The organism is Microvirga sp. BF8, from assembly GCF_059888585.1.
This window is the reverse complement of record NZ_CM187619.1, coordinates 2,923,803-2,941,017: the sequence shown is the minus strand read 5'-3', so window position 1 is coordinate 2,941,017 and position 17,215 is coordinate 2,923,803. Positions and strand designations below refer to the sequence as shown.

Genomic DNA, 17,215 nt, shown 5'->3' with positions numbered 1-17,215 from the left:
GTGAACGCGCGACGCCCGACGATCTACTTCATTCGCCACGGCGAGACGGACTGGAACGTCGAGGGGCGGCTCCAGGGGCAGAAGGACATTCCGCTCAACGATGTCGGCCGCGTCCAGGCCGAGGAGGCCGGCCGCCGCCTGCAGGGCCTCGTGGCCCAGGTCGAGGACCTCGACTACGTGGCGAGCCCGATGCTGCGCACCCGTGAGACCATGGAGCGCATGCGCGCCGTCATGGGCCTCTACCCGGACTATTACAGGTTGGACGAACGCCTGGTCGAGCTCACCTTCGGCGCCTGGGAAGGGCTGACCTGGAAGGAAGTCCGCAAGCTCGAGCCGCAGCTGGCCGCCCTGCGCGAGCGGGACAAGTGGAACTATGCCCCGCCGGGCGGGGGCGAGAGCTATGCGATGCTGGCGTCGAGGGTTCGCCCCATCCTGGACGACCTCACCCGCGACACCGCCCTCGTCGCCCATGGCGGCGTCGCCCGCGCTTTTCTGGCGGTCGCCTGCGGCGTCTCCACCCGCCATGCCGCCAGCATCGACATCTGGCAGGGCAAGATCCTCGTGATCGAGGGTCGAAGCTATCGCTGGGCCTGACCCGGCCCTGCCGTTGCGTCCCGCAGGAAAATATGCTCCTGTCATGAAATTCAGTTTCATGACAGGAGGCGCCCATGCGCCGAATCGGCATAGCCCTGACGGGGCTCGCGCTCATCGCCGCGCCTGCGGCCGCAGAAACCCTGGACCGCACGGTCAAGGCCAATAGCCGCTCCGCCATTGGCGGGTTCCTCAGCTACGAGGTCGATACCTGCTATCCGTCGGAAATTCCTGATGTGAAGGTTCGCCAGGGTCCGGCCAATGGCAGCTTCCAGATCGTGCCGCACGAGCAGGCGCTCGGACAGGATACGCGGTGTCCTGGCCGCAAGGTGCGAGGGCTCGCCTATGTCTATGCGCCGAAGAAGGGCTTCAAGGGCACCGACGAGGTCGTCCTCGACGTGCCGTGGCGCTCGAACGATCTCAATCCCACGACCGTCCTGACCTATACGTTCCGGATCCGTGTGGAATAGGGACGTTCGGTTCTCTCCTCCTGTCATTCCGGGACGCACCAAAGGTGCGGGCCCGGAACCATAATCTCTAACGCTTCAGGAAAAAGCACTGCGAACACCGCGGCTCTCTGTCCTTCAGCACCGGCGTTTCCGGGTGTCCCGCTTCGCATGGCCCTTCGGGTCGGCGCAAACGCTCTGCGCCGTCCCGGAACGACGGTGGGACGGGATAGCGGGATGCCAGGCGTGACACCTCGGCGCTTTGGCTCTAAGACGCGCTGAACCTCAAGTCAGCGCCATGTCCCATAACACCTTCGGTCATCTCTTCCGCGTCACCACCTTCGGCGAAAGCCACGGCCCGGCCATCGGCTGCGTCATCGATGGCTGCCCGCCGCTGATCCCACTCGATGTCGCGGAGATCCAGGCGGAGCTCGACCGCCGGCGTCCGGGCCAGTCACGGTTCACGACGCAGCGGAAGGAGCCTGACGAGGTCAGGATCCTGTCCGGCGTCTTCATCGACGAGCGCACGGGACGTCAGGTCACGACGGGAACGCCGATCGCTCTCCTGATCGAGAATGTCGACCAGCGCTCCAAGGACTACTCGGACATCAAGGAGACCTACCGGCCCGGCCATGCAGACTTCACCTACGACGTGAAATACGGCATCCGCGATTACCGCGGCGGCGGGCGCTCCTCGGCCCGGGAGACGGCGGCCCGTGTCGCTGCCGGCGCCGTCGCGCGCAAGGTCCTGCCAGGCGTGACGATTCGCGGCGCCCTCGTGCAGATGGGGCCGCACCCGATCAACCGGTCCCAGTGGGACTGGGACGAGGTCGGCCGGAATCCCTTCTTCTCCCCCGATGCCGAGGCGGCGGCCTTCTACGAGGACTATCTCGACGGTCTGCGCAAGGAGGGCTCCTCCATCGGCGCGGTGGTCGAGATCGTCGCCGAGGGCGTTCCACCCGGCCTCGGCGCGCCCATCTACGGCAAGCTCGATGCGGAATTGGCCTCCGCGCTCATGTCGATCAACGCGGTCAAGGGCGTGGAAATCGGCGATGGCTTCGCCGCGGCGGCGCTCCGGGGCGAGGAGAATGCCGACGAGATGCGACCCGGCAATGCCGGTGCGCCAACCTTCCTGTCGAACCACGCGGGCGGGGTGCTCGGCGGCATCTCGACGGGCCAGCCCCTCGTCTGCCGCTTCGCGGTCAAGCCGACCTCCTCGATCCTGACGCCCCGCGCCAGCGTGACCCGCTCCGGCGCGGAAGCGGAGGTGTTCACGAAAGGCCGCCACGATCCCTGCGTCGGGATCCGGGCGGTGCCGGTCGGCGAGGCGATGGTCGCGTGCGTCCTTGCGGACCAGTTCCTGCGTCACCGCGCACAGGTGGGCCGTTCTCCGGAATGGCCCGCGGCGAGTTGAGAACTGCTGAAGATTTGCAAACCTGACTTTTCGCAAATTTTAGTGTTGCTAAAATCGCGCCTCTGCTAAGGTCGCGGCATGAAGCTCGCCGAATGGTTGTCCCGCAAGCGTGTGTCCCGGGTGGAATTCGCCCGCCGCATCGGCGTCACGCCGGGGGCCGTCACGCAGCTGTGCAATAACGACCATGTCTGGCTGTCCCGGGATACCGCGGCCCTCATCGCCCGCGAGACCCGCGGCGCCGTCACTCCCAACGACTTTCTGCCCATTCTCTCCAAGGAGGCCCTTATGCTGCATTCCGTCACCGAGGCCCTCGAGGCATTCGCACGGGGCGAAATCGTGATCGTCACGGACGACGACGATCGTGAGAACGAGGGCGATCTCATCGTCGCGGCCTCCTTGTGCACGCCGGAGAAGATGGCGTTCATCATCCGGAACACCTGCGGCATCGTCTGCGCGCCGCTCAGCGCTGCCGAGGCGCGGCGCCTGCGGCTCGACCCCATGGTCGCCTCGAACGACGCGCCCCTCGGCACGGCCTTCACGGTGACGGTGGACGTCAAGCACGGCCTCACGACCGGAATCTCCGCCGAGCAGCGCACCAACACCGTGCGGGCGCTGGCCAACAACAACATGGGCGCGGGCGATTTCGTGCGGCCGGGCCATGTGTTCCCGCTGGTTGCCAAGGACGGGGGCGTGCTCATGCGCTCCGGGCATACGGAGGCGGCGGTCGACCTGTGCAAGCTTGCCGGTCTGCCGCCGGTCGGCGTCATCTGCGAACTCGCCAACGATGATGGCACCGTCATGAAAGGCGAGCAGATCGCGACATTCGCCGAAAAGCACGGGCTGAAGCGCATCTCGGTGGCCGATCTCATCGCCTATCGCCAGGCGCGGGAGAAACTCGTCGAGCGCATCGCGACGTTCCCCGTCGAGACCGAATGGGGCACCTTCACGGGCTATGCCTATTCGACGCCTTTCGACAGCGTGCAGCACATGGCCCTGGTTCACGGGCGCATCGGCGACGGCGCCGATATTCCGGTCCGCCTTCACCGGGCCAATGCCCTGACCGACGTCTTCGAGGGCGGCAAGACCATCGCGGCCGCCCTGCGCCTGTTCGCCAAGGAAGGGAAGGGGGTCCTGGTCTATCTGCGCGACGGCACCGCCGGGGTGCCGACCACGAACCTCTCGGACAGCGACACGACGGCCTCGGAGGCCCTGCGTTCGAGCCAATGGCGCGAGATCGGCCTTGGCGCGCAGATCCTGAAGGATCTCGGAGTCGTATCAATCCGCAATCTTGCCACAACAAGCAGGTCTTACGTCGGCCTCAGCGGCTTTGGAATCGAACTGCTCGGCGAAGAAGCACTCGATCACTAGGCCGCTTCCGCGAGCCGATCCGGCATCCGCCCTTCCGGCTTTATTCCACCCCGAGCACATCGGGGCGCCGGCGCCTGCGTGCCTGCGCTCCGGTCGAGGAGCCTGGATGCCGCCGACGGCCACTCTCTGGAGCCGGACGATTTTGCAGACCTTCCGGCAGGTCCTGTGGGGCCGCGCCCTGCGCGATGCCGGCCTTCTCGGCCTGCGGCTCGTGGGGGCACGGGGCATGTCGGTCGTCAGCCTCGCCGTGTCGGTCTGGCTCGTCGACATCCAGGCCTTCGCCGAGTTCGGCGTCTACCAGACCCTGGCGGCCCTGGGCGCGATGTCGCTGTTTCTGCGCTATGACGCGGCGATCGTCTCCGCCCCTGAGGAGGGCGAGGCTCACGAGGTCGTCCGCCTGTGCGCCGCAATCGGCGGGACTCTATGGCTCGTCCTCTCGGTGCTCGCCCTGACAGTCGGGCAATGGTGGCTCATGTCGCCGGTGCTCGCATGCCTTCTGCCGGTTTCCCTGCTGATGCGGGGCCTGGTTCGCCTCGGCTTTGCCCAGACGACGAGGGATGGGGATTTCAAGGGTATCGGTCGCGGCTCCCTGGTGCAGTCCGTGTGCCAGCCACTCGTCCTTTTGGTCCTCGTCCTGGGGCTCCGCAATGACGCGGTCGCCTTCGCGATGGCCGATATCGTCGGCCATGCCACGGCTGTCGCCTATCTCGCCTGGCGCAGGCGCGGACGTGGCCCGATCCTCCGGACCGGCTGGACGGCGAGAGGCCTTCTCGACCTGGCGGTGCGGCGGCGGAACCTGCCGTTCTACAACCTGCCGAGCACGTTCTGCGCGCTCGCCTTCATCCTGTCGCCGCTGCTGATCCTGCCACTCTCCGCCGATACCGATTTGGCCGGTCATGTGGCGCTGGCCTACCGCATGTTCGACGTTCCGACTCAGATCGTCGCGGCCACCATGACCCCGATTTTCCTGCACCGGCTGCGCCCGTCGGGAGAGGGGCGGAACGTCCTGTTCGGGCGCCGGCTGATGATGATCCTGATCGTCCCCGTGGCTCTCGGGTTCATGGCGCTCGCCGGCGCGCTGGTCCTCGCCGATCCGTTCCTCGCCGGCACGAAGCTCGCGAACCTGGCCGACATCGTGCCTGCGGTGGCGGCATTCCACATGTTTCTCGCTTTGGCAGCGCCCCTGAACGAGTCCTGCTCGCTCTTCCCTCAGCAGAGGCGGCTGGCGGCCATCCAGGCGATGGCGCTCCTCGGCAGCGGCGTGGCCGCCCTGTTCGCTCTTTGGGGGCATCCCGAGGGCGCGCTCGTCACTCTCGCCGTCGCTTCGGCCGCGCGGGCCGTGGCGCTCGGCGAACTTCTTCGCACGCTGTCTCTTCTGACCCGCGAGATCGCCCCGGCGCGAATGCGGGAGGCGGCCGCCTAGGTGGCCACCTCCCGGCCCATCAGCGCATCCATATGCGCTGCGGTCGATTTGGAGAGACCTTCGAGGTCGTAGCCGCCCTCGAGCACCGACACGAGCCGCCCGCCGCAGAAGCGGTCGGCGAGGTCCATCATCCTCCGGGTCGCCCAGGCGAAATCGGTCTCGGTGAGGTTGAGACCCGCAAGAGGATCGCGCCAATGGGCGTCGAATCCGGCCGAGATCACGATCAGGTCCGGCGCGAAGGTGGCGATGCGCGGCAGGATGACGGCCTCGAGCGCCTCCCGGAACACCGCGCCGTCGCTGCCGGTCGCGAGCGGCACATTGACGATGGTGCCGTGCTCGCCCTGTTCGGAGGCTGCCCCCGTCCCCGGATAGAGCGGAGATTCATGGGTCGAGCAGTACAGCACTGTCGGATCGCGCCAGAAGATGTCCTGCGTGCCATTGCCGTGATGCACGTCCCAATCGAAAATCGCGACCCGGTCCGCGCCGTGCCGGCGCTGGGCATGGCGGGCGGCGATGGCCGCATTGTTGAAGAAGCAGAACCCCATGGCCCGTGTCCGCTCGGCATGATGTCCTGGCGGGCGCATGGCGACGAAGGCGTTGCTGGCCGTCCCGGTCATGACCTCGTCCACGGCGAGGACCGCGCCGCCGGCGCTGCGGAGCGCCGCCTCGTAGGTGCCCGGTGACATCACTGTGTCCTCGTCGATGCGGACAAGGCCCTCGCGGGGAGCGATGTCGCGGATAGCGACCACGTGGTGTTCGGGATGAGCGAGGGTCAGCATGTCGACCTCGGCCATCGGCGCCTGTTCGCGGATGAGGGACGCGAACCGCTCCTTTTCCAGCACGCCTTCGATGGCGCGGATGCGCTCCGGCCTTTCGGGGTGCCCCAGCGGGGTCTGGTGATTGAGAGCGGCCGGATGCGTGATGTAGAGCGTGGACATGCGGGACGGAGAAACTCTGGATGGCACTGGAAATCGGCCGTTCCACTGTCGCAGCCCGAAGAGCGCGTGTCTATGTTGTTGCGATGCAACACCCTTGCCGCAAAAGCCGTGGCATGGTGGGCGAATCGCCCCAAAGGGGTATGGGACTTTTCCCAACCCGCTACGTTTATCCAAACGGCTCCTGAAGCCGGGTAAGAGCTTTGACCATGCGCCTTTCCAGCCTGTCTCTCCTGTTCGCGGCCACGACGGCTCTCGCCGGGTGCACGTTCAAGGGTGTTCCCGATCCGCAAGTCTCGTCCCGCGACACCGAATGGATGGCGCTGGTCCCGAAAGCGGAGGAAGATCTGCGGTACGGGCGCTACCTGATGGACGACCCGACGGGCGAAGCGCCTGGAACCGTCGTGGTGGATACCAAGGAGCGTTTCCTCTACTACGTGCTGCCAGGCAAGAAGGTGATCCGTTACGGCGTCGCGGTCGGCGACGAGGCCTATGGCTGGACGGGAACCTCTCGTATCGCTCGCAAGGCGGAATGGCCGGATTGGAACCCGCCTGCGGAAATGAAGGCCCGCTGGCCGCATGTCCGCTTCACGAAGGGCGGCCCGGAGAACCCCCTCGGCGCCCGTGCGCTCTACCTGTTCGAAGGGAACAAGGACACGCTCTACCGCATCCACGGCACGAATGAACCGGAGAAGATCGGCCGTGCCGTCTCGTCCGGCTGCATCCGCATGCGCAATATCGACGTGGTCGACCTCTACAACCGGGTCGATGTGAACGCGAAGGTCATCGTCCGCTGAGCCAGGGGAGCGCCAGGGGCGCTCCTTCCTCCGTCCCGCGATCCGATCTCAGTCCGTCATCGCTTCCTTGCGAAGAATCGCAGGCAGGTCGTGCTGCCGGCTCGGCTGGGAGCGAAGGCCTGCCGCATGCACGGCAGCGGCGAGTGCGGGCAGGGCGACCGGCTTGAAGGCGGGCTGTTGCTGGCGTTCGGTCTGGGCCGCGCGAGGATGCGGTTGGCTGTCGCGCTGGGCGATTTGGTTCGTCACGAAATTCCTCCCAAGGAAAACAGGCTGTTCCATAGCCTGCTTGCATGATCAGGAGTCTCGGGGCCGATTCGGGGCAGTCTCGTGATCATTTGCTGGCTTGGCGGCAAATGCCTGGAGCAACCTTAATCCCGGATTAACAACGTTGCAGGCAGGCGGCGGGTGGTCAGTCAGCGGCGAAGCCGGGCGAGGGTCTCATCCTCCGCGGCCCGGGCCCGCTCGCGCCAGGCGAGAACGATCCGTTCGAGGTCGGCGAGATCCTCCGGCGGAAGCGTCCCGAGAGTGGTCTTCACGTAGGTCCTCTGCGCAGCGATGCCGCGCTCCGCGAGCTCGCGGCCCTTCTCGGTGAGATACAGGGCGTTGGACCTGCGGTCTCCGGGAATGGCGCGGCGTTCGACGAGGTCGGCCTCCACCATGCGGTCGAGCAGGCCCGACACATTCCCCTTCGTCACATAGAGGCGTTCGGCCAGTTCCTGCTGGCTCAGTCCCTCTTGCTCTGTGAGGGTGGACAGGAGGTCGAACTGTGGAATCGACAACCCGAGCGTCTTCAGCTCTGCGGCGATGGTGTTCGTGGCGCGCCGGTGCAGCCGGATGAAGCGGAACCAGACCCGGAACGGGTCGGCGGCCGGGTCGAATGCCTGAGTCGGAGAGGGAGACGCCAAGGGCACGGTTTCCTCGCGGAGTTTGGGATAGTTTATAGCGAAACCGTTTGCGCCGTCATCCCTGGCGATCGTCCGGATCGGGGATGCCGGCCGCAGACGGAGCTGCCAGCTCGCGACGAGCGGAATAGCGCAATAACATATCCTGATAAAGTTCCTAAGAACAATGCTCGCGATCCGACCCGATCGGGCATCCCGTTCCCGCGTTGAAGAGGCCGAAGCCGCCCGCCTGCCTTCCCATCCCAGGTCGGCCCTGCGGATGCCCCGCCCGGACGGTCCGGGCAGGGCTTAGGGCAGGTTCGGTCAGGCCGGCATCCGCCGGTCGTATTCCTTCTTCAGGCGGCTCCAGCCATCCCAGAACGGCTCGGGCTCCTGGCCCGTCGCGCGAGCGACCAGGATGTCGAGGTGCATGTGCCAGCCGGCACTGACGTTCAGCATGGTTGCGCGGTCGGGCAGGCGGCGATGGATCACGGTGAGCAGGACGCCGTCGCCCGCCTGCTCCAGTTCAAAGGAGACGCCACCGGTGCTTCCCCAGGTGATGGCGAGTTTGCGGGGCGGATCGAGTTCGGTGATGCGGCTCTGCATCCTGTGGTCCTCGGAGAAGCCTGCCGGGCGCTGGCCGCGCGGGTCGGTCAACTCGTCGTTGCGCCAGACCAGCTCGACGGGAGCGCCGACCTTCATCTCCATCTCGCCGGCCGCCAGCCACTGGCGACGCAGGTCACTGTCGGTCAGATACGCCCAGACACGCTCGATGGGGCCGGGCAGAAGCCGCTGGATCGTCAATGTGGCAGGTTCGGTCAGTACGCCATAGGCTTCCACGGTCACAAGGTCTGTCATCGGTCGTCTCCTTTAGGGGCGGGGTTTTTGCGGGCGTCCTCCTCGCGGAGGAGCCGCTCGAGCACATCCAGACGATCGGTCCAGAAGCGTTCATAGGTGCTCAGCCAATGGTGGGCACTGGCGAGCGGTCCGGGGTCGAGCCGGCACAGATGGGTGCGGCCCCGGACTTCGCGACGGATTAGTCCGGCGTTTTCCAGCGCCTTGATGTGCTTGGAAGCAGCCGCGAGCGAGATCGCGAAGGGTTCTGCAAGTTGACTGACCGTGCGTTCGCCGCCCGCGAGGTCGCGAAGCATCCGCCGACGGGTCGCGTCGCCGAGGGCGTGAAAGACGGTATCCAGCTGGGGTGTTTCATATTCAACCATGCAGTTGAATATAAGCAGGTCATTTTCGATAGTCAACCGATTGGTTGAATGTCGATGCGGCGGCTTACGGGCGGCGTCATGACGCCGACGGAACGAAAGCAGGCGTCCCGCATTTCTCCCGACCCATCCTGTCTCCGCCCAGCGTCCCGAGGCGCCCGGGCGGCTTGTCCCGGCGTAAGCCGGCCGGCCGCCTCCGCCAGATCGGGAGTGGCGCGCGCTCGAAGAGATTTGTAAGACGTTCTGATGCGCCATCTCATCATCGAAGAACCTTATTCACGACCGGCAAAATGGTCGCCGACGGTCGCGTGGTTCTCCGTGGCCGTCACGGTCATGGCCGTGGGGCTGATCCGCTTCGGCTTGATCGACTACCCGTCCGGGTTCGCGGCCCTGGGCGCCGGCCTCGCGGTGGCGCTGGTTGCGGTCGGGCTCTCCTTCGTCGCCTTCATCCGGATCTGGCAGGAGGGCCGTCGCGGCCTCGGTTACGCGGTTCGAGGCCTCTTCCTCGGCGTCCTGGTACTGGCCTACCCCTCCTGGATGGCCGTGAAGGCGGTGACATTGCCGCCGATCAAGGACATCGCCACCGATACGGATGATCCACCGGCTTTCTCGCGCTCCCGGGCGGCCCTCGAGGCGAGGGGCGGCCGCGTTCCTCCGGACGTGTCCCCAAGCGATCGGGAAGCACAGCGCGAGGCTTATACCCGCATCGCGCCGTTAACCCTCGATCTCGGGCCCGAGGAGGCTTTCCAGGTGGTGCAGAAGGCGGCGCAAAATCTCGGCTGGCAGGTCATCGAGGCGGTTCCCCCGGGCGGTCGCATGGGTACGGGACGCCTGGAGGCGGTGGCCCGGACATTCCTCCTCAAGCTTCCGGATGACGTGACTGTGCGCATCCGGCCCCGTGCCGACGGGACGCGGATCGACATCCGCTCCGCCTCGCGGATGGGCACGCACGATCTCGGTGCGAACGCGGCGCGCGTCCGCGCATTCCTGGACGAAGCATCCAACCTTGCGCTTGCGGTCGACTGACCGGGATCAGGCGAGCCGGTATTCGCCGTCCACGGAGGGCAGGCCATCGGTCGTGACCGTGCCGCGGGCCACCAGATCCTCGAGATGGGCGAAGACCGACAGCCCTGCTGCCGCGATCAGCGCAGGCTTAAGCCCCTGATAGATGGCGGCCACGATGGCAGGAACGGTTCGGTCACCGGCAGCAAGCCGGTTGAGAATCGAGATTTCCCGCTGGCGGCGGTGGTGGGCGAGGGCGCGCACGAAGCGCTGCGGCTCGCGGACGGGTCCGCCATGGCCCGGCCAGTAGAGATCGTCGCCACGGCAGCGGAGCTTTTCCAGGGACGCCATGAAGTCGCTCATGGATCCGTCCGGCGGGGCGATAACGGTGGTCGACCAGGCCATCACGTGATCGCCGGAGAAGAGGACGTTTTCCTCTGGCAGGAAGAAGGCCAGGTGGTTCGCCATGTGGCCCGGCGTCTCGACCGCCGTCAGGCTCCAACCTTGGCCCGAGACCTGGTCGCCCTCGCGCATTTCCTCGTCCGGTGCGTACTCCCTGTCGGAGCTTGCCTCCAGGAGGTTGACCTCTTCGGCACCGAGTGCGCGGGCGCTGCGATGGGGCCCGCAGCCCACCAGCCTCGCTCCCGTCGCCGCCACGATGGCCCTGGCCGCCGGAGAATGGTCCTTGTGGGTATGGGTGACGAGCACATGGGTCACGGTTTCACCACGCACCGCTTCGAGCAGTGCCTCGACATGCTCCGGCAGGTCGGGGCCGGGATCGATGATCGCGACCTGGCCGCAGCCGACAACGTAGGTGCAGGTGCCGGTGAAGGTGATGGGCCCCGAGTTCCCGGCGACGACCCGGCGCACGAGAGGGCTCAGCCGCAGGCATTCGCCGGCCCGTGCGGGAGGGGTGGTGTCGAAGGTGAGGTCGTCCGCCATGGCTGGTCTCGCATCTGTCAGGCTGCCGGGGATGAGAGGAATGTCTGCCGCTTGAGACGTTCGCCCGTCCCACCTATAAGGCCTCCCGAACCGCCTGCGAATGGCGGATATTGGATCTGGAGATCTCCTGATGTCGACTGGCGCTACGCCCCTTGCCTCGCCGTCCACTCTCGTCGGCCTGCTCTGGCCTTCCCGTGACGATGCCCCCTTCGCCGCCCTACGCGCCATGGTGCTGATGGTCGCGGGCTCGGCGCTGCTGACGATTTCTGCAAAGGTGCAGGTGCCTCTGCCCTACGTCCCGATGACCATGCAGACGATGGTGGTCCTGCTCATCGGCGCCTCCTATGGCTGGCGTCTCGGCGGCGCCACGGTGGCGCTCTATCTCGCTGAGGGCGCGATGGGTATGCCCGTCTTCGCCAACACGCCCCCTCTGCCGGCCGGAATCGGCTATTTCGCGAGCCCCACGGGCGGCTTCCTGTTCGGCTTCCTGGCCGCTGCCCTGGTGATGGGCGCCATGGCCGAGCGGGGCTGGGACCGTTCGCTCGCCCGCGTCGTCGTCATGATGGCCATCGGCCACGCGGTGATCTTCGCCGTCGGTCTCGGATGGCTCTCGGCGATGATGCCGTTCGCGAAGGCGTGGACCGTGGGCGCAGCGCCCTTCGTTGCCGCGACCGTGGTGAAGACGGCGCTCGCCGCAGCACTGATGCAGGCCGCATGGTCCATCACACGCCGGGCCTGAGCCTTATTCGGGACGACACGAAAAGCCGCCTTCGGGCGGCTTTTTTTGTTGGGCAAACCCTTCAGCCGGCCGAATGCACCACCTTGAGCTGGGGCCGGCAGGAACTGTGCCGGAAGCTCAGTTCGACGAACTCGCCGGCCTCCTGATCCTCGACCACGTGATAGCCCATCTGCTTCGCGATGGCCCGGACCTGATCGACATTGCCCCGAGCGATTCGCCGGCTGAACTGCTCGAGCTGCGAATCCATCAGCACCGCCAGCATGCCGATCTCGACACCCTGGTCGAATTCCTCACACCGGCCGGGAAACCGAAGCCGCAGGCCATTGTCGAGATGGATGTGACGCATGTCGGTCGCCCCCGATACGCCTTGTTGCGGCGCTTTTGCTGGGTCCTGTGTAGCCGCCGCAGTACCGAAGGAAAAGGCGGCACGCAAGCGCAGCCATAGCGACGCCTTCACTGAGCCTGAATCCCCGAACCGTGACCGTCTGGCGCGGAACCGGCGAACCTGTCGCACATTAGGCCCCATGGAAACTCAACAGAAAGGTCCCTTCCATGCGCCTTCTCCTCGCCGTTGCGGCAGCTGTCCTGCTGAGCAATGCGGCCGTCGCGCAGACCAATGCGGGCCGTGGCCCGGATGCGAGCACCCCGGCCGACATCAAGCCGAAGAGCGGACCCGAGGGTGCCGGCAGGGTGGTTCCGGGTGCCAACAGCTTCACGGAGGGACAGGCGCGCTCCCGTATCGAATCACAAGGATTCGCCAATGTGTCCGGGCTTCAGAAGGACGATCAGGGCATCTGGCACGGCATGGCGCAGCGGGAGGGCCGGAGCGTCGAAGTCATGCTCGATTACCGCGGCAACATCGCATGGAAATAGGACCGCGCGGCCTGCCGCACACGCAATTTCAAGGAGGACTTTGATGGCTCGAAATACGATTACCGCTTTCTACGACAATTACGACGGTGCGGCGCGTGCCATTTCCCGCCTCGAGGCGGCCGGCATTCCCCACGAGGATATCAGCCTCGTCGCGAGCAATGCGAACAACGCCTATTCCCAGCATGCGTCCCGCACGTTCGACTTGGAGGAGGACGGGAACGACGCGGCGCGAGCCGGCGCGGCGATCGGCACCCTCGCGGGGGGAGGGGCGGGTCTGCTCGCGGGGCTCGGCATGCTCGCCATTCCGGGACTGGGGCCCGTCGTGGCGGCGGGATGGCTGGTCTCGACTCTCGTCGGTGCGGGCGCAGGTGCGGCGGTGGGCGGGCTCGCCGGTGCCCTGGTAGATGCCGGCGTCAACGAAGAGGAGGCCCATGTCTATGCCGAGGGCATCCGACGGGGCGGGGCCCTGGTCACGGTACGCATCGACGAAGCGGAAATGGGCCGGGTCATCGACATCCTGGATGACGAGGGCCGGGTCGATATCGAGGAGCGCGAGAGCGCGTGGCGCGCCGATGGCTGGGAGGGACACGCGCCGCCCATCGGCGCTGCCGCCTCCACCACGACGGGGCTGACGACGGACCTGATGCCGAATCCGCTCGATGACACGGACGGGCCACGGACCGACGTCGAGATGGAAGATGAGCGGGTACGGCTTCTGAAGGAACGCGGAGCCGGCCAGTCCTGACACCAGTGGCCACTGGCGAGGAGGCGCAGGCGGCCTCCTCGCCTCTTCGCAAATCAGGCAGCCTTCCGCCTCAGATTGTCGAGGCTCCACAGGCCACCGCCTGCCGCCACGAGATAGAGGAAGACGAAGCAGTACAGGATGGCGGCATCGCCGCCGTTCTGTACCGGAAAGAAGCTGCGCGGCGCGTGTGCCATCCAGTAGGCGACAGCCATCTGCCCGGAGAGGATGAAGGCGACCGGGCGCGTGAACAGGCCGAGGGTGAGAAGTGCGCCGCCGACGATTTCGAGCAGGCCGGCGATCCACGGAAGGGTCATCATCGCCGGGGCGGGATTGGGCGAGGCCGGGAAGCCGAGCAGCTTCTGGGTTCCATGAGCCATGAAGATCAGCGCCGCAACGATGCGCAGGATGCTCAGGAGGCGAGGGGCCCAAACCGTCTTGAGGTCAGCCGTGTTCATCAATTCATGTCTCCGATGAGGGAAGGGAAAAAGCCAACAAATGTTGTGCGCTCGTCCGTTTACGGACTGAAATTCCCCTCGGCCAGACCTGGACCGGGTTCTTCCGGTAACGAATTGCTTACCACGATGGGAACGGGCCTCGATCTTTGGGCGCCCCGGCGCGTTCTCCCTGCACGACGCGTACAGGAGTAAGCCATGACCATCCTCGACCCCAAGACCGGTGAGCTCGTGACCATCGAAATACCGCCGCGGCCACGGCGGGGGTGACCCTCTGTCCATGACATCTCAGATCTCCTCGCGATGCCCGTCGGGTCGCGTCGGATGCCCTCACCGGGCGCAAGGAGGATGCCGTGCACAAGGAGATCGCCAGGATCGAGCGGCAGTTCGATTACGTTACCGAGGCCAGCGACGTTGCGGCCTCCCAAGAGCGCGATCTCAGCAAGACTGACGCACTCATCGCTCAGGACACGAACGACGCGCCGCGCTCTGGTCGACATGATCTCCGAGCGCGGTATGGCGGTTGCCCCCTCCATCATCTTCCGATGCGTCCAGAACCGACGAGACACTCGGGCGGCCCATCGCTTTCTGCACAAGGCTCTGAAGACGATGAGCGACCTCGTATCCGAAGGCAATCCGGCGCGACAGGCGAAGTCCGTTTCGTGGATCAGCTCTTCGGCCATGCCGCATGAAAAGGCGTTTTGGTTAGGTTCGCTGCGCCTTGTTCCTGCAACACAGCCGTCTCGTCTAAGTCGCAGGCCGCTGTAGGGACAGGTAGTGTCGCATGAATTTGAGAAAGCGGCTGTCGTCAGCATAGGCGATATTGATGCGCATCATCGGGACTGGACTTGCCTTCTCAGGGGTGAAGAGCGATCCGGGCGCGACGAATATTCCCTGCTCGGCAGCCTTCTTTGCGAGCTCGCGCTCGTCGATCCCGGGCGGCAATTGTCCCCAGATGTAGTATCCTCCGTTCGGGACCATGGATACTTCGATGCCGACCTCCTCAAGACGGGCGATTGCCAACTCCATTGCCGTCGCGACGCGAGCTTTGAGACGTCGCAAGTGACGTTGGTACTGGCCGCTGGCGATGATGTTATAGACGATTTTCTCGACGTACTCGGACGTGCTCGTAATCGTTACCATCTTCAGATCGCAGATCGTCTTCGCAAGGGCCGGTTCGGCCGCGATGTATCCGACCCGGAGGCTTGCCGACAGGGTCTTCGAGAAGGTGCCTACGTAAATGACCCGACCGAGCTGATCCAGGGCTGCAAGGCGCGCGCTGAACGGCGGAAGGATGTCCGCGAAGGGATCGTCCTCCACGATACGAAAGCCATGGGTTTCGGCGACTTGAAGCAGGCGGTGTGCAACGGGCAGTGTAATCGAGCCGCCTGTTGGATTATGCGCCAGTGACTGGGTGAAGAACGCCTTCGGCCTGTAGGTGGCGGCTTTCGCCGCGAGGTCGTCGAGGTCCGGACCATCCCTGAGGCGGCGGACCCCTACAAATTTGACACCCAAGAGTCTCAGTTTCGCAAACAGTGGGTAATAGCCAGGATCATCGACCAGCGCCGTGTCCCCCGGCTGAAGAAGACGTCGTGCGATGAGATCGAGAGCATGATTTGCGCCATGCGTTAGGATAATCTGGTCGAGAGAGGCCTTGATCGAACGTTCGGCAAGAGCCAGCGCCACACGCTCCCTGAGAGGGACAAATCCCTGGGGGGTCCCGTATCCATGCTCGCTCTCGCCTCCGAACACGTTCAGGTACCGGGCGGAGGGACCCAACTCGAACCGCTCCGTCCATGAGGCCGGCGGGCGGCCATCTCCAACCCTGACGGCGTAGCTCTGAACAAGTTGCTCCTCCAGGAGAGACACAAAGTCGATCGCCTCGACCACATGGGACGGCCGCTCCGTTGTCGACAGCCTTCTTGCATGCGCAACGTAGTAACCGGAGCCCTGCCTTGCAGTCAGGTAACCCATTGCAACGAGGCGGTCGTATGCCTCCGCCATCGTGTTCTTGGAGACGCCGTACTCGATTCCACCGGCTCGCACGGATGACACGCGCTGCCCGGGCTTGAGGATATCACTGTCGACGAGATGAATGATGCTCTCAACAATGCCGTTCACTCGACTCATGGCCTGTCACCTTTGTGCAGTCGTGGTGCATCGTGCGAGACATAAACGTGGGACAGTATGGGCGATAAAGTCGGCAAACTGTCCCTTGAAGTGTCCCATCCTGTCGTGGACGATTATCGCAACAAGAATGACAATGTGAATGCCCCATTCCAAGAAAAAGGGAGAACGCCATGACCTCTATAGATCGTCGGAATGCCTGTAAGGTGCTGACTGCCGGAATCACGGGTATCGTGATGGGCCTCGGCCTTGCGACGTCGTCTCTTGCCCAGGAAGCGGTGACGTGGCGTATGCAGGCGCTTTGGGATCCGGGGACCACTCCCCAGAAGTTCGAAGAACAATTCGTGCGGCGCGTGGGTGAATTAACGAATGGCCGCTTCAAAATTGAGCTGTTTGCCGCCGGCCAGATCGTCCCTGCCGCTCAGATGTTCGATGCCGTGCGCGGCGGCGCCTTCCAGCTCATGAAGACCTTCGACGGATATGAGGCCGGCAAGATCCCAGCTTTTGCCTTTACCAGCTCGGTTCCGTTTGGCTTCCTGGAGCCCGAGCAGTATGAGGCTTGGTTCTACGAAGGAGGAGGGCTCCAACTGGCCAAGGAGGCCTATGGATCCGCAGGTCTCGTCTATATCGCACCCACGGTTTATGGCCAGGAGCCGATCCATTCTAAGGTGCCGATCACCAAAATCTCGGATCTCGCGGGCAAGAAGGGTCGCTTTGTCGGCCTGGCATCGACGGTGATGGGCGCCTTCGGCGTCAGTGTGGCTCCGCTTCCAACGGCCGAGGTCTATACAGCTCTGGATAAGGGTGTGGTCGACATCGCCGATCGCGGCGACCTGACTGCAAACTACGAGGCTGGACTCGCCGAGGTGGCAAAGCACCTCGTCCTGCCGGGCGTTCATCAGCCAACGACCGCGACGAGTTACGTTGCCAACCGCGCCGCCTACGAGCGTCTGCCTGCGGAATTCAAGAAGGCTCTCGAGGACGCTGCGAAAGAAGTCTCCAGAGATCTGCGCGAGCACAATAAACAACAGGACGCCGCCGTCCTCGCGAAATATCGTGAGAAGGGTGTCACGATCCATAATCTCGACCCTGCTGATATCCAGGAAAATCGGGCCAAGGCAGTCGACGCCTGGAAGGCCGCGACGAAAGACAATGCGCTCGCCAAGAAGGTTCTGGACAGCCAGATGGCGTACATGAAGAAGCAGGGCATTCTCTAAGAGGCCTGTATCCGGGCGTCGGCTTCGCCGGCGCCCGTCCTCCATC

Annotated in this window: 20 protein-coding genes; 11 read left to right on the top strand and 9 right to left on the bottom strand. The window is 65.1% G+C overall.

The features are described 5' to 3' along the window. From AC522E_RS13995 to AC522E_RS13975, 5 genes are all read left to right on the top strand, one after another. Entirely contained in the window at positions 1-594 is a 594-nt protein-coding gene (locus AC522E_RS13995) for a histidine phosphatase family protein (RefSeq protein ID WP_500746869.1), read from the top strand. A gap of 74 nt (positions 595-668) precedes the next feature. Further along, positions 669-1,061: a hypothetical protein gene (locus AC522E_RS13990; protein WP_500746868.1), complete on the top strand. Its 393-nt coding sequence runs from the start codon at positions 669-671 to the stop codon at positions 1,059-1,061. A 274-nt stretch (positions 1,062-1,335) separates the two neighbouring features. Next, positions 1,336-2,451 (top strand): chorismate synthase, encoded by a 1,116-nt coding sequence (gene aroC, locus AC522E_RS13985; protein ID WP_500746867.1) that lies wholly within the window; start codon positions 1,336-1,338, stop codon positions 2,449-2,451. A 78-nt stretch (positions 2,452-2,529) separates the two neighbouring features. Further along, on the top strand, positions 2,530-3,819 hold the full coding sequence (gene ribB / locus AC522E_RS13980; RefSeq protein WP_500746866.1) for a 3,4-dihydroxy-2-butanone-4-phosphate synthase: 1,290 nt from the start codon (positions 2,530-2,532) through the stop codon (positions 3,817-3,819). 106 nt (positions 3,820-3,925) lie between these two features. Next, on the top strand, positions 3,926-5,242 hold the full coding sequence (locus AC522E_RS13975; RefSeq protein ID WP_500746865.1) for a polysaccharide biosynthesis protein: 1,317 nt from the start codon (positions 3,926-3,928) through the stop codon (positions 5,240-5,242). Here the strand turns inward: AC522E_RS13975 and AC522E_RS13970 are convergent. Further along, positions 5,239-6,180 carry a histone deacetylase family protein gene (locus AC522E_RS13970; protein WP_500746864.1) on the bottom strand — a complete coding sequence of 314 codons (942 nt, stop codon included), beginning with the start codon at positions 6,178-6,180 and terminating at the stop codon, positions 5,239-5,241. The two genes, AC522E_RS13975 and AC522E_RS13970, sit on opposite strands and share 4 nt — an antisense overlap. 206 nt (positions 6,181-6,386) lie before the next feature. On the opposite strand from AC522E_RS13970, the gene AC522E_RS13965 reads away from it, so the two are divergent. After that, positions 6,387-6,974, top strand: a complete 588-nt coding sequence (locus tag AC522E_RS13965; RefSeq protein ID WP_500746863.1) for a L,D-transpeptidase — start codon at positions 6,387-6,389, stop codon at positions 6,972-6,974. A gap of 48 nt (positions 6,975-7,022) precedes the next feature. On the opposite strand, the gene AC522E_RS13960 is transcribed toward AC522E_RS13965, so the two are convergent. The 4 genes from AC522E_RS13960 to AC522E_RS13945 all read right to left on the bottom strand — a co-directional run bounded on the left by AC522E_RS13960 (position 7,023) and on the right by AC522E_RS13945 (position 9,075). Then, positions 7,023-7,220: a hypothetical protein gene (locus AC522E_RS13960; RefSeq protein ID WP_500746862.1), complete on the bottom strand. Its 198-nt coding sequence runs from the start codon at positions 7,218-7,220 to the stop codon at positions 7,023-7,025. 167 nt (positions 7,221-7,387) lie between these two features. Continuing rightward, positions 7,388-7,879: a MarR family winged helix-turn-helix transcriptional regulator gene (locus tag AC522E_RS13955; RefSeq protein WP_500746861.1), complete on the bottom strand. Its 492-nt coding sequence runs from the start codon at positions 7,877-7,879 to the stop codon at positions 7,388-7,390. Between the two features lie 300 nt (positions 7,880-8,179). Next, positions 8,180-8,713, bottom strand: coding sequence for an SRPBCC family protein (locus AC522E_RS13950; RefSeq protein WP_500746860.1), 534 nt, complete (start codon positions 8,711-8,713; stop codon positions 8,180-8,182). After that, the gene (locus AC522E_RS13945) at positions 8,710-9,075 is read right to left on the bottom strand and encodes an ArsR/SmtB family transcription factor (RefSeq protein ID WP_500750696.1); all 366 of its coding nucleotides are present in this window, start codon (positions 9,073-9,075) and stop codon (positions 8,710-8,712) included. Before AC522E_RS13945 ends, AC522E_RS13950 begins: the two co-directional genes overlap by 4 nt. A gap of 243 nt (positions 9,076-9,318) precedes the next feature. Between AC522E_RS13945 and AC522E_RS13940 the strand changes: the two genes are divergently transcribed. Continuing rightward, complete coding sequence (locus AC522E_RS13940) at positions 9,319-10,098, top strand: DUF1499 domain-containing protein (RefSeq protein ID WP_500746859.1); 780 nt, start codon at positions 9,319-9,321, stop codon at positions 10,096-10,098. Between the two features lie 6 nt (positions 10,099-10,104). Here the strand turns inward: AC522E_RS13940 and AC522E_RS13935 are convergent, their stop codons facing one another. Continuing rightward, entirely contained in the window at positions 10,105-11,016 is a 912-nt protein-coding gene (locus AC522E_RS13935; RefSeq protein ID WP_500746858.1) for an MBL fold metallo-hydrolase, read from the bottom strand. A gap of 130 nt (positions 11,017-11,146) precedes the next feature. Between AC522E_RS13935 and AC522E_RS13930 the strand changes: the two genes are divergently transcribed. Next, positions 11,147-11,755: a biotin transporter BioY gene (locus AC522E_RS13930; protein ID WP_500746857.1), complete on the top strand. Its 609-nt coding sequence runs from the start codon at positions 11,147-11,149 to the stop codon at positions 11,753-11,755. 61 nt (positions 11,756-11,816) lie between these two features. Here the strand turns inward: AC522E_RS13930 and AC522E_RS13925 are convergent, their stop codons facing one another. After that, the gene (locus AC522E_RS13925) at positions 11,817-12,101 is read right to left on the bottom strand and encodes a hypothetical protein (RefSeq protein WP_500746856.1); all 285 of its coding nucleotides are present in this window, start codon (positions 12,099-12,101) and stop codon (positions 11,817-11,819) included. A 206-nt stretch (positions 12,102-12,307) separates the two neighbouring features. Here AC522E_RS13925 and AC522E_RS13920 point away from each other — a divergent pair, with 206 nt between their 5' ends. After that, positions 12,308-12,628, top strand: coding sequence for a PepSY domain-containing protein (locus tag AC522E_RS13920; protein ID WP_500746855.1), 321 nt, complete (start codon positions 12,308-12,310; stop codon positions 12,626-12,628). Positions 12,629-12,671: 43 nt separating this feature from the next. After that, positions 12,672-13,373: a hypothetical protein gene (locus AC522E_RS13915; RefSeq protein ID WP_500746854.1), complete on the top strand. Its 702-nt coding sequence runs from the start codon at positions 12,672-12,674 to the stop codon at positions 13,371-13,373. 53 nt (positions 13,374-13,426) lie between these two features. On the opposite strand, the gene AC522E_RS13910 is transcribed toward AC522E_RS13915, so the two are convergent. Continuing rightward, entirely contained in the window at positions 13,427-13,828 is a 402-nt protein-coding gene (locus AC522E_RS13910) for a DoxX family protein (RefSeq protein WP_500746853.1), read from the bottom strand. Between the two features lie 744 nt (positions 13,829-14,572). Beyond that, on the bottom strand, positions 14,573-15,955 hold the full coding sequence (locus tag AC522E_RS13905) for an aminotransferase-like domain-containing protein (protein ID WP_500746852.1): 1,383 nt from the start codon (positions 15,953-15,955) through the stop codon (positions 14,573-14,575). Between the two features lie 170 nt (positions 15,956-16,125). Here AC522E_RS13905 and dctP point away from each other — a divergent pair, with 170 nt between their 5' ends. Beyond that, positions 16,126-17,169, top strand: a complete 1,044-nt coding sequence (gene dctP / locus AC522E_RS13900) for a TRAP transporter substrate-binding protein DctP (protein WP_500746851.1) — start codon at positions 16,126-16,128, stop codon at positions 17,167-17,169. The last annotated feature ends 46 nt before the right edge of the window (positions 17,170-17,215 follow it).

What these genes read in the sequence shown, in the direction of transcription:
- AC522E_RS13990 (WP_500746868.1), top strand. Translation starts at nt 669, where the DNA reads ATGCGCCGAATCGGCATAGCCCTGACGGGGCTCGCGCTCATCGCCGCG.
- aroC (WP_500746867.1), top strand. Translation starts at nt 1,336, where the DNA reads ATGTCCCATAACACCTTCGGTCATCTCTTCCGCGTCACCACCTTCGGC.
- ribB (WP_500746866.1), top strand. Translation starts at nt 2,530, where the DNA reads ATGAAGCTCGCCGAATGGTTGTCCCGCAAGCGTGTGTCCCGGGTGGAA.
- AC522E_RS13975 (WP_500746865.1), top strand. Translation starts at nt 3,926, where the DNA reads ATGCCGCCGACGGCCACTCTCTGGAGCCGGACGATTTTGCAGACCTTC.
- AC522E_RS13970 (WP_500746864.1), bottom strand. Translation starts at nt 6,180, where the DNA reads ATGTCCACGCTCTACATCACGCATCCGGCCGCTCTCAATCACCAGACC.
- AC522E_RS13965 (WP_500746863.1), top strand. Translation starts at nt 6,387, where the DNA reads ATGCGCCTTTCCAGCCTGTCTCTCCTGTTCGCGGCCACGACGGCTCTC.
- AC522E_RS13950 (WP_500746860.1), bottom strand. Translation starts at nt 8,713, where the DNA reads ATGACAGACCTTGTGACCGTGGAAGCCTATGGCGTACTGACCGAACCT.
- AC522E_RS13945 (WP_500750696.1), bottom strand. Translation starts at nt 9,075, where the DNA reads ATGGTTGAATATGAAACACCCCAGCTGGATACCGTCTTTCACGCCCTC.
- AC522E_RS13940 (WP_500746859.1), top strand. Translation starts at nt 9,319, where the DNA reads ATGCGCCATCTCATCATCGAAGAACCTTATTCACGACCGGCAAAATGG.
- AC522E_RS13935 (WP_500746858.1), bottom strand. Translation starts at nt 11,016, where the DNA reads ATGGCGGACGACCTCACCTTCGACACCACCCCTCCCGCACGGGCCGGC.
- AC522E_RS13930 (WP_500746857.1), top strand. Translation starts at nt 11,147, where the DNA reads ATGTCGACTGGCGCTACGCCCCTTGCCTCGCCGTCCACTCTCGTCGGC.
- AC522E_RS13925 (WP_500746856.1), bottom strand. Translation starts at nt 12,101, where the DNA reads ATGCGTCACATCCATCTCGACAATGGCCTGCGGCTTCGGTTTCCCGGC.
- AC522E_RS13920 (WP_500746855.1), top strand. Translation starts at nt 12,308, where the DNA reads ATGCGCCTTCTCCTCGCCGTTGCGGCAGCTGTCCTGCTGAGCAATGCG.
- AC522E_RS13915 (WP_500746854.1), top strand. Translation starts at nt 12,672, where the DNA reads ATGGCTCGAAATACGATTACCGCTTTCTACGACAATTACGACGGTGCG.
- AC522E_RS13910 (WP_500746853.1), bottom strand. Translation starts at nt 13,828, where the DNA reads ATGAACACGGCTGACCTCAAGACGGTTTGGGCCCCTCGCCTCCTGAGC.
- AC522E_RS13905 (WP_500746852.1), bottom strand. Translation starts at nt 15,955, where the DNA reads ATGAGTCGAGTGAACGGCATTGTTGAGAGCATCATTCATCTCGTCGAC.
- dctP (WP_500746851.1), top strand. Translation starts at nt 16,126, where the DNA reads ATGACCTCTATAGATCGTCGGAATGCCTGTAAGGTGCTGACTGCCGGA.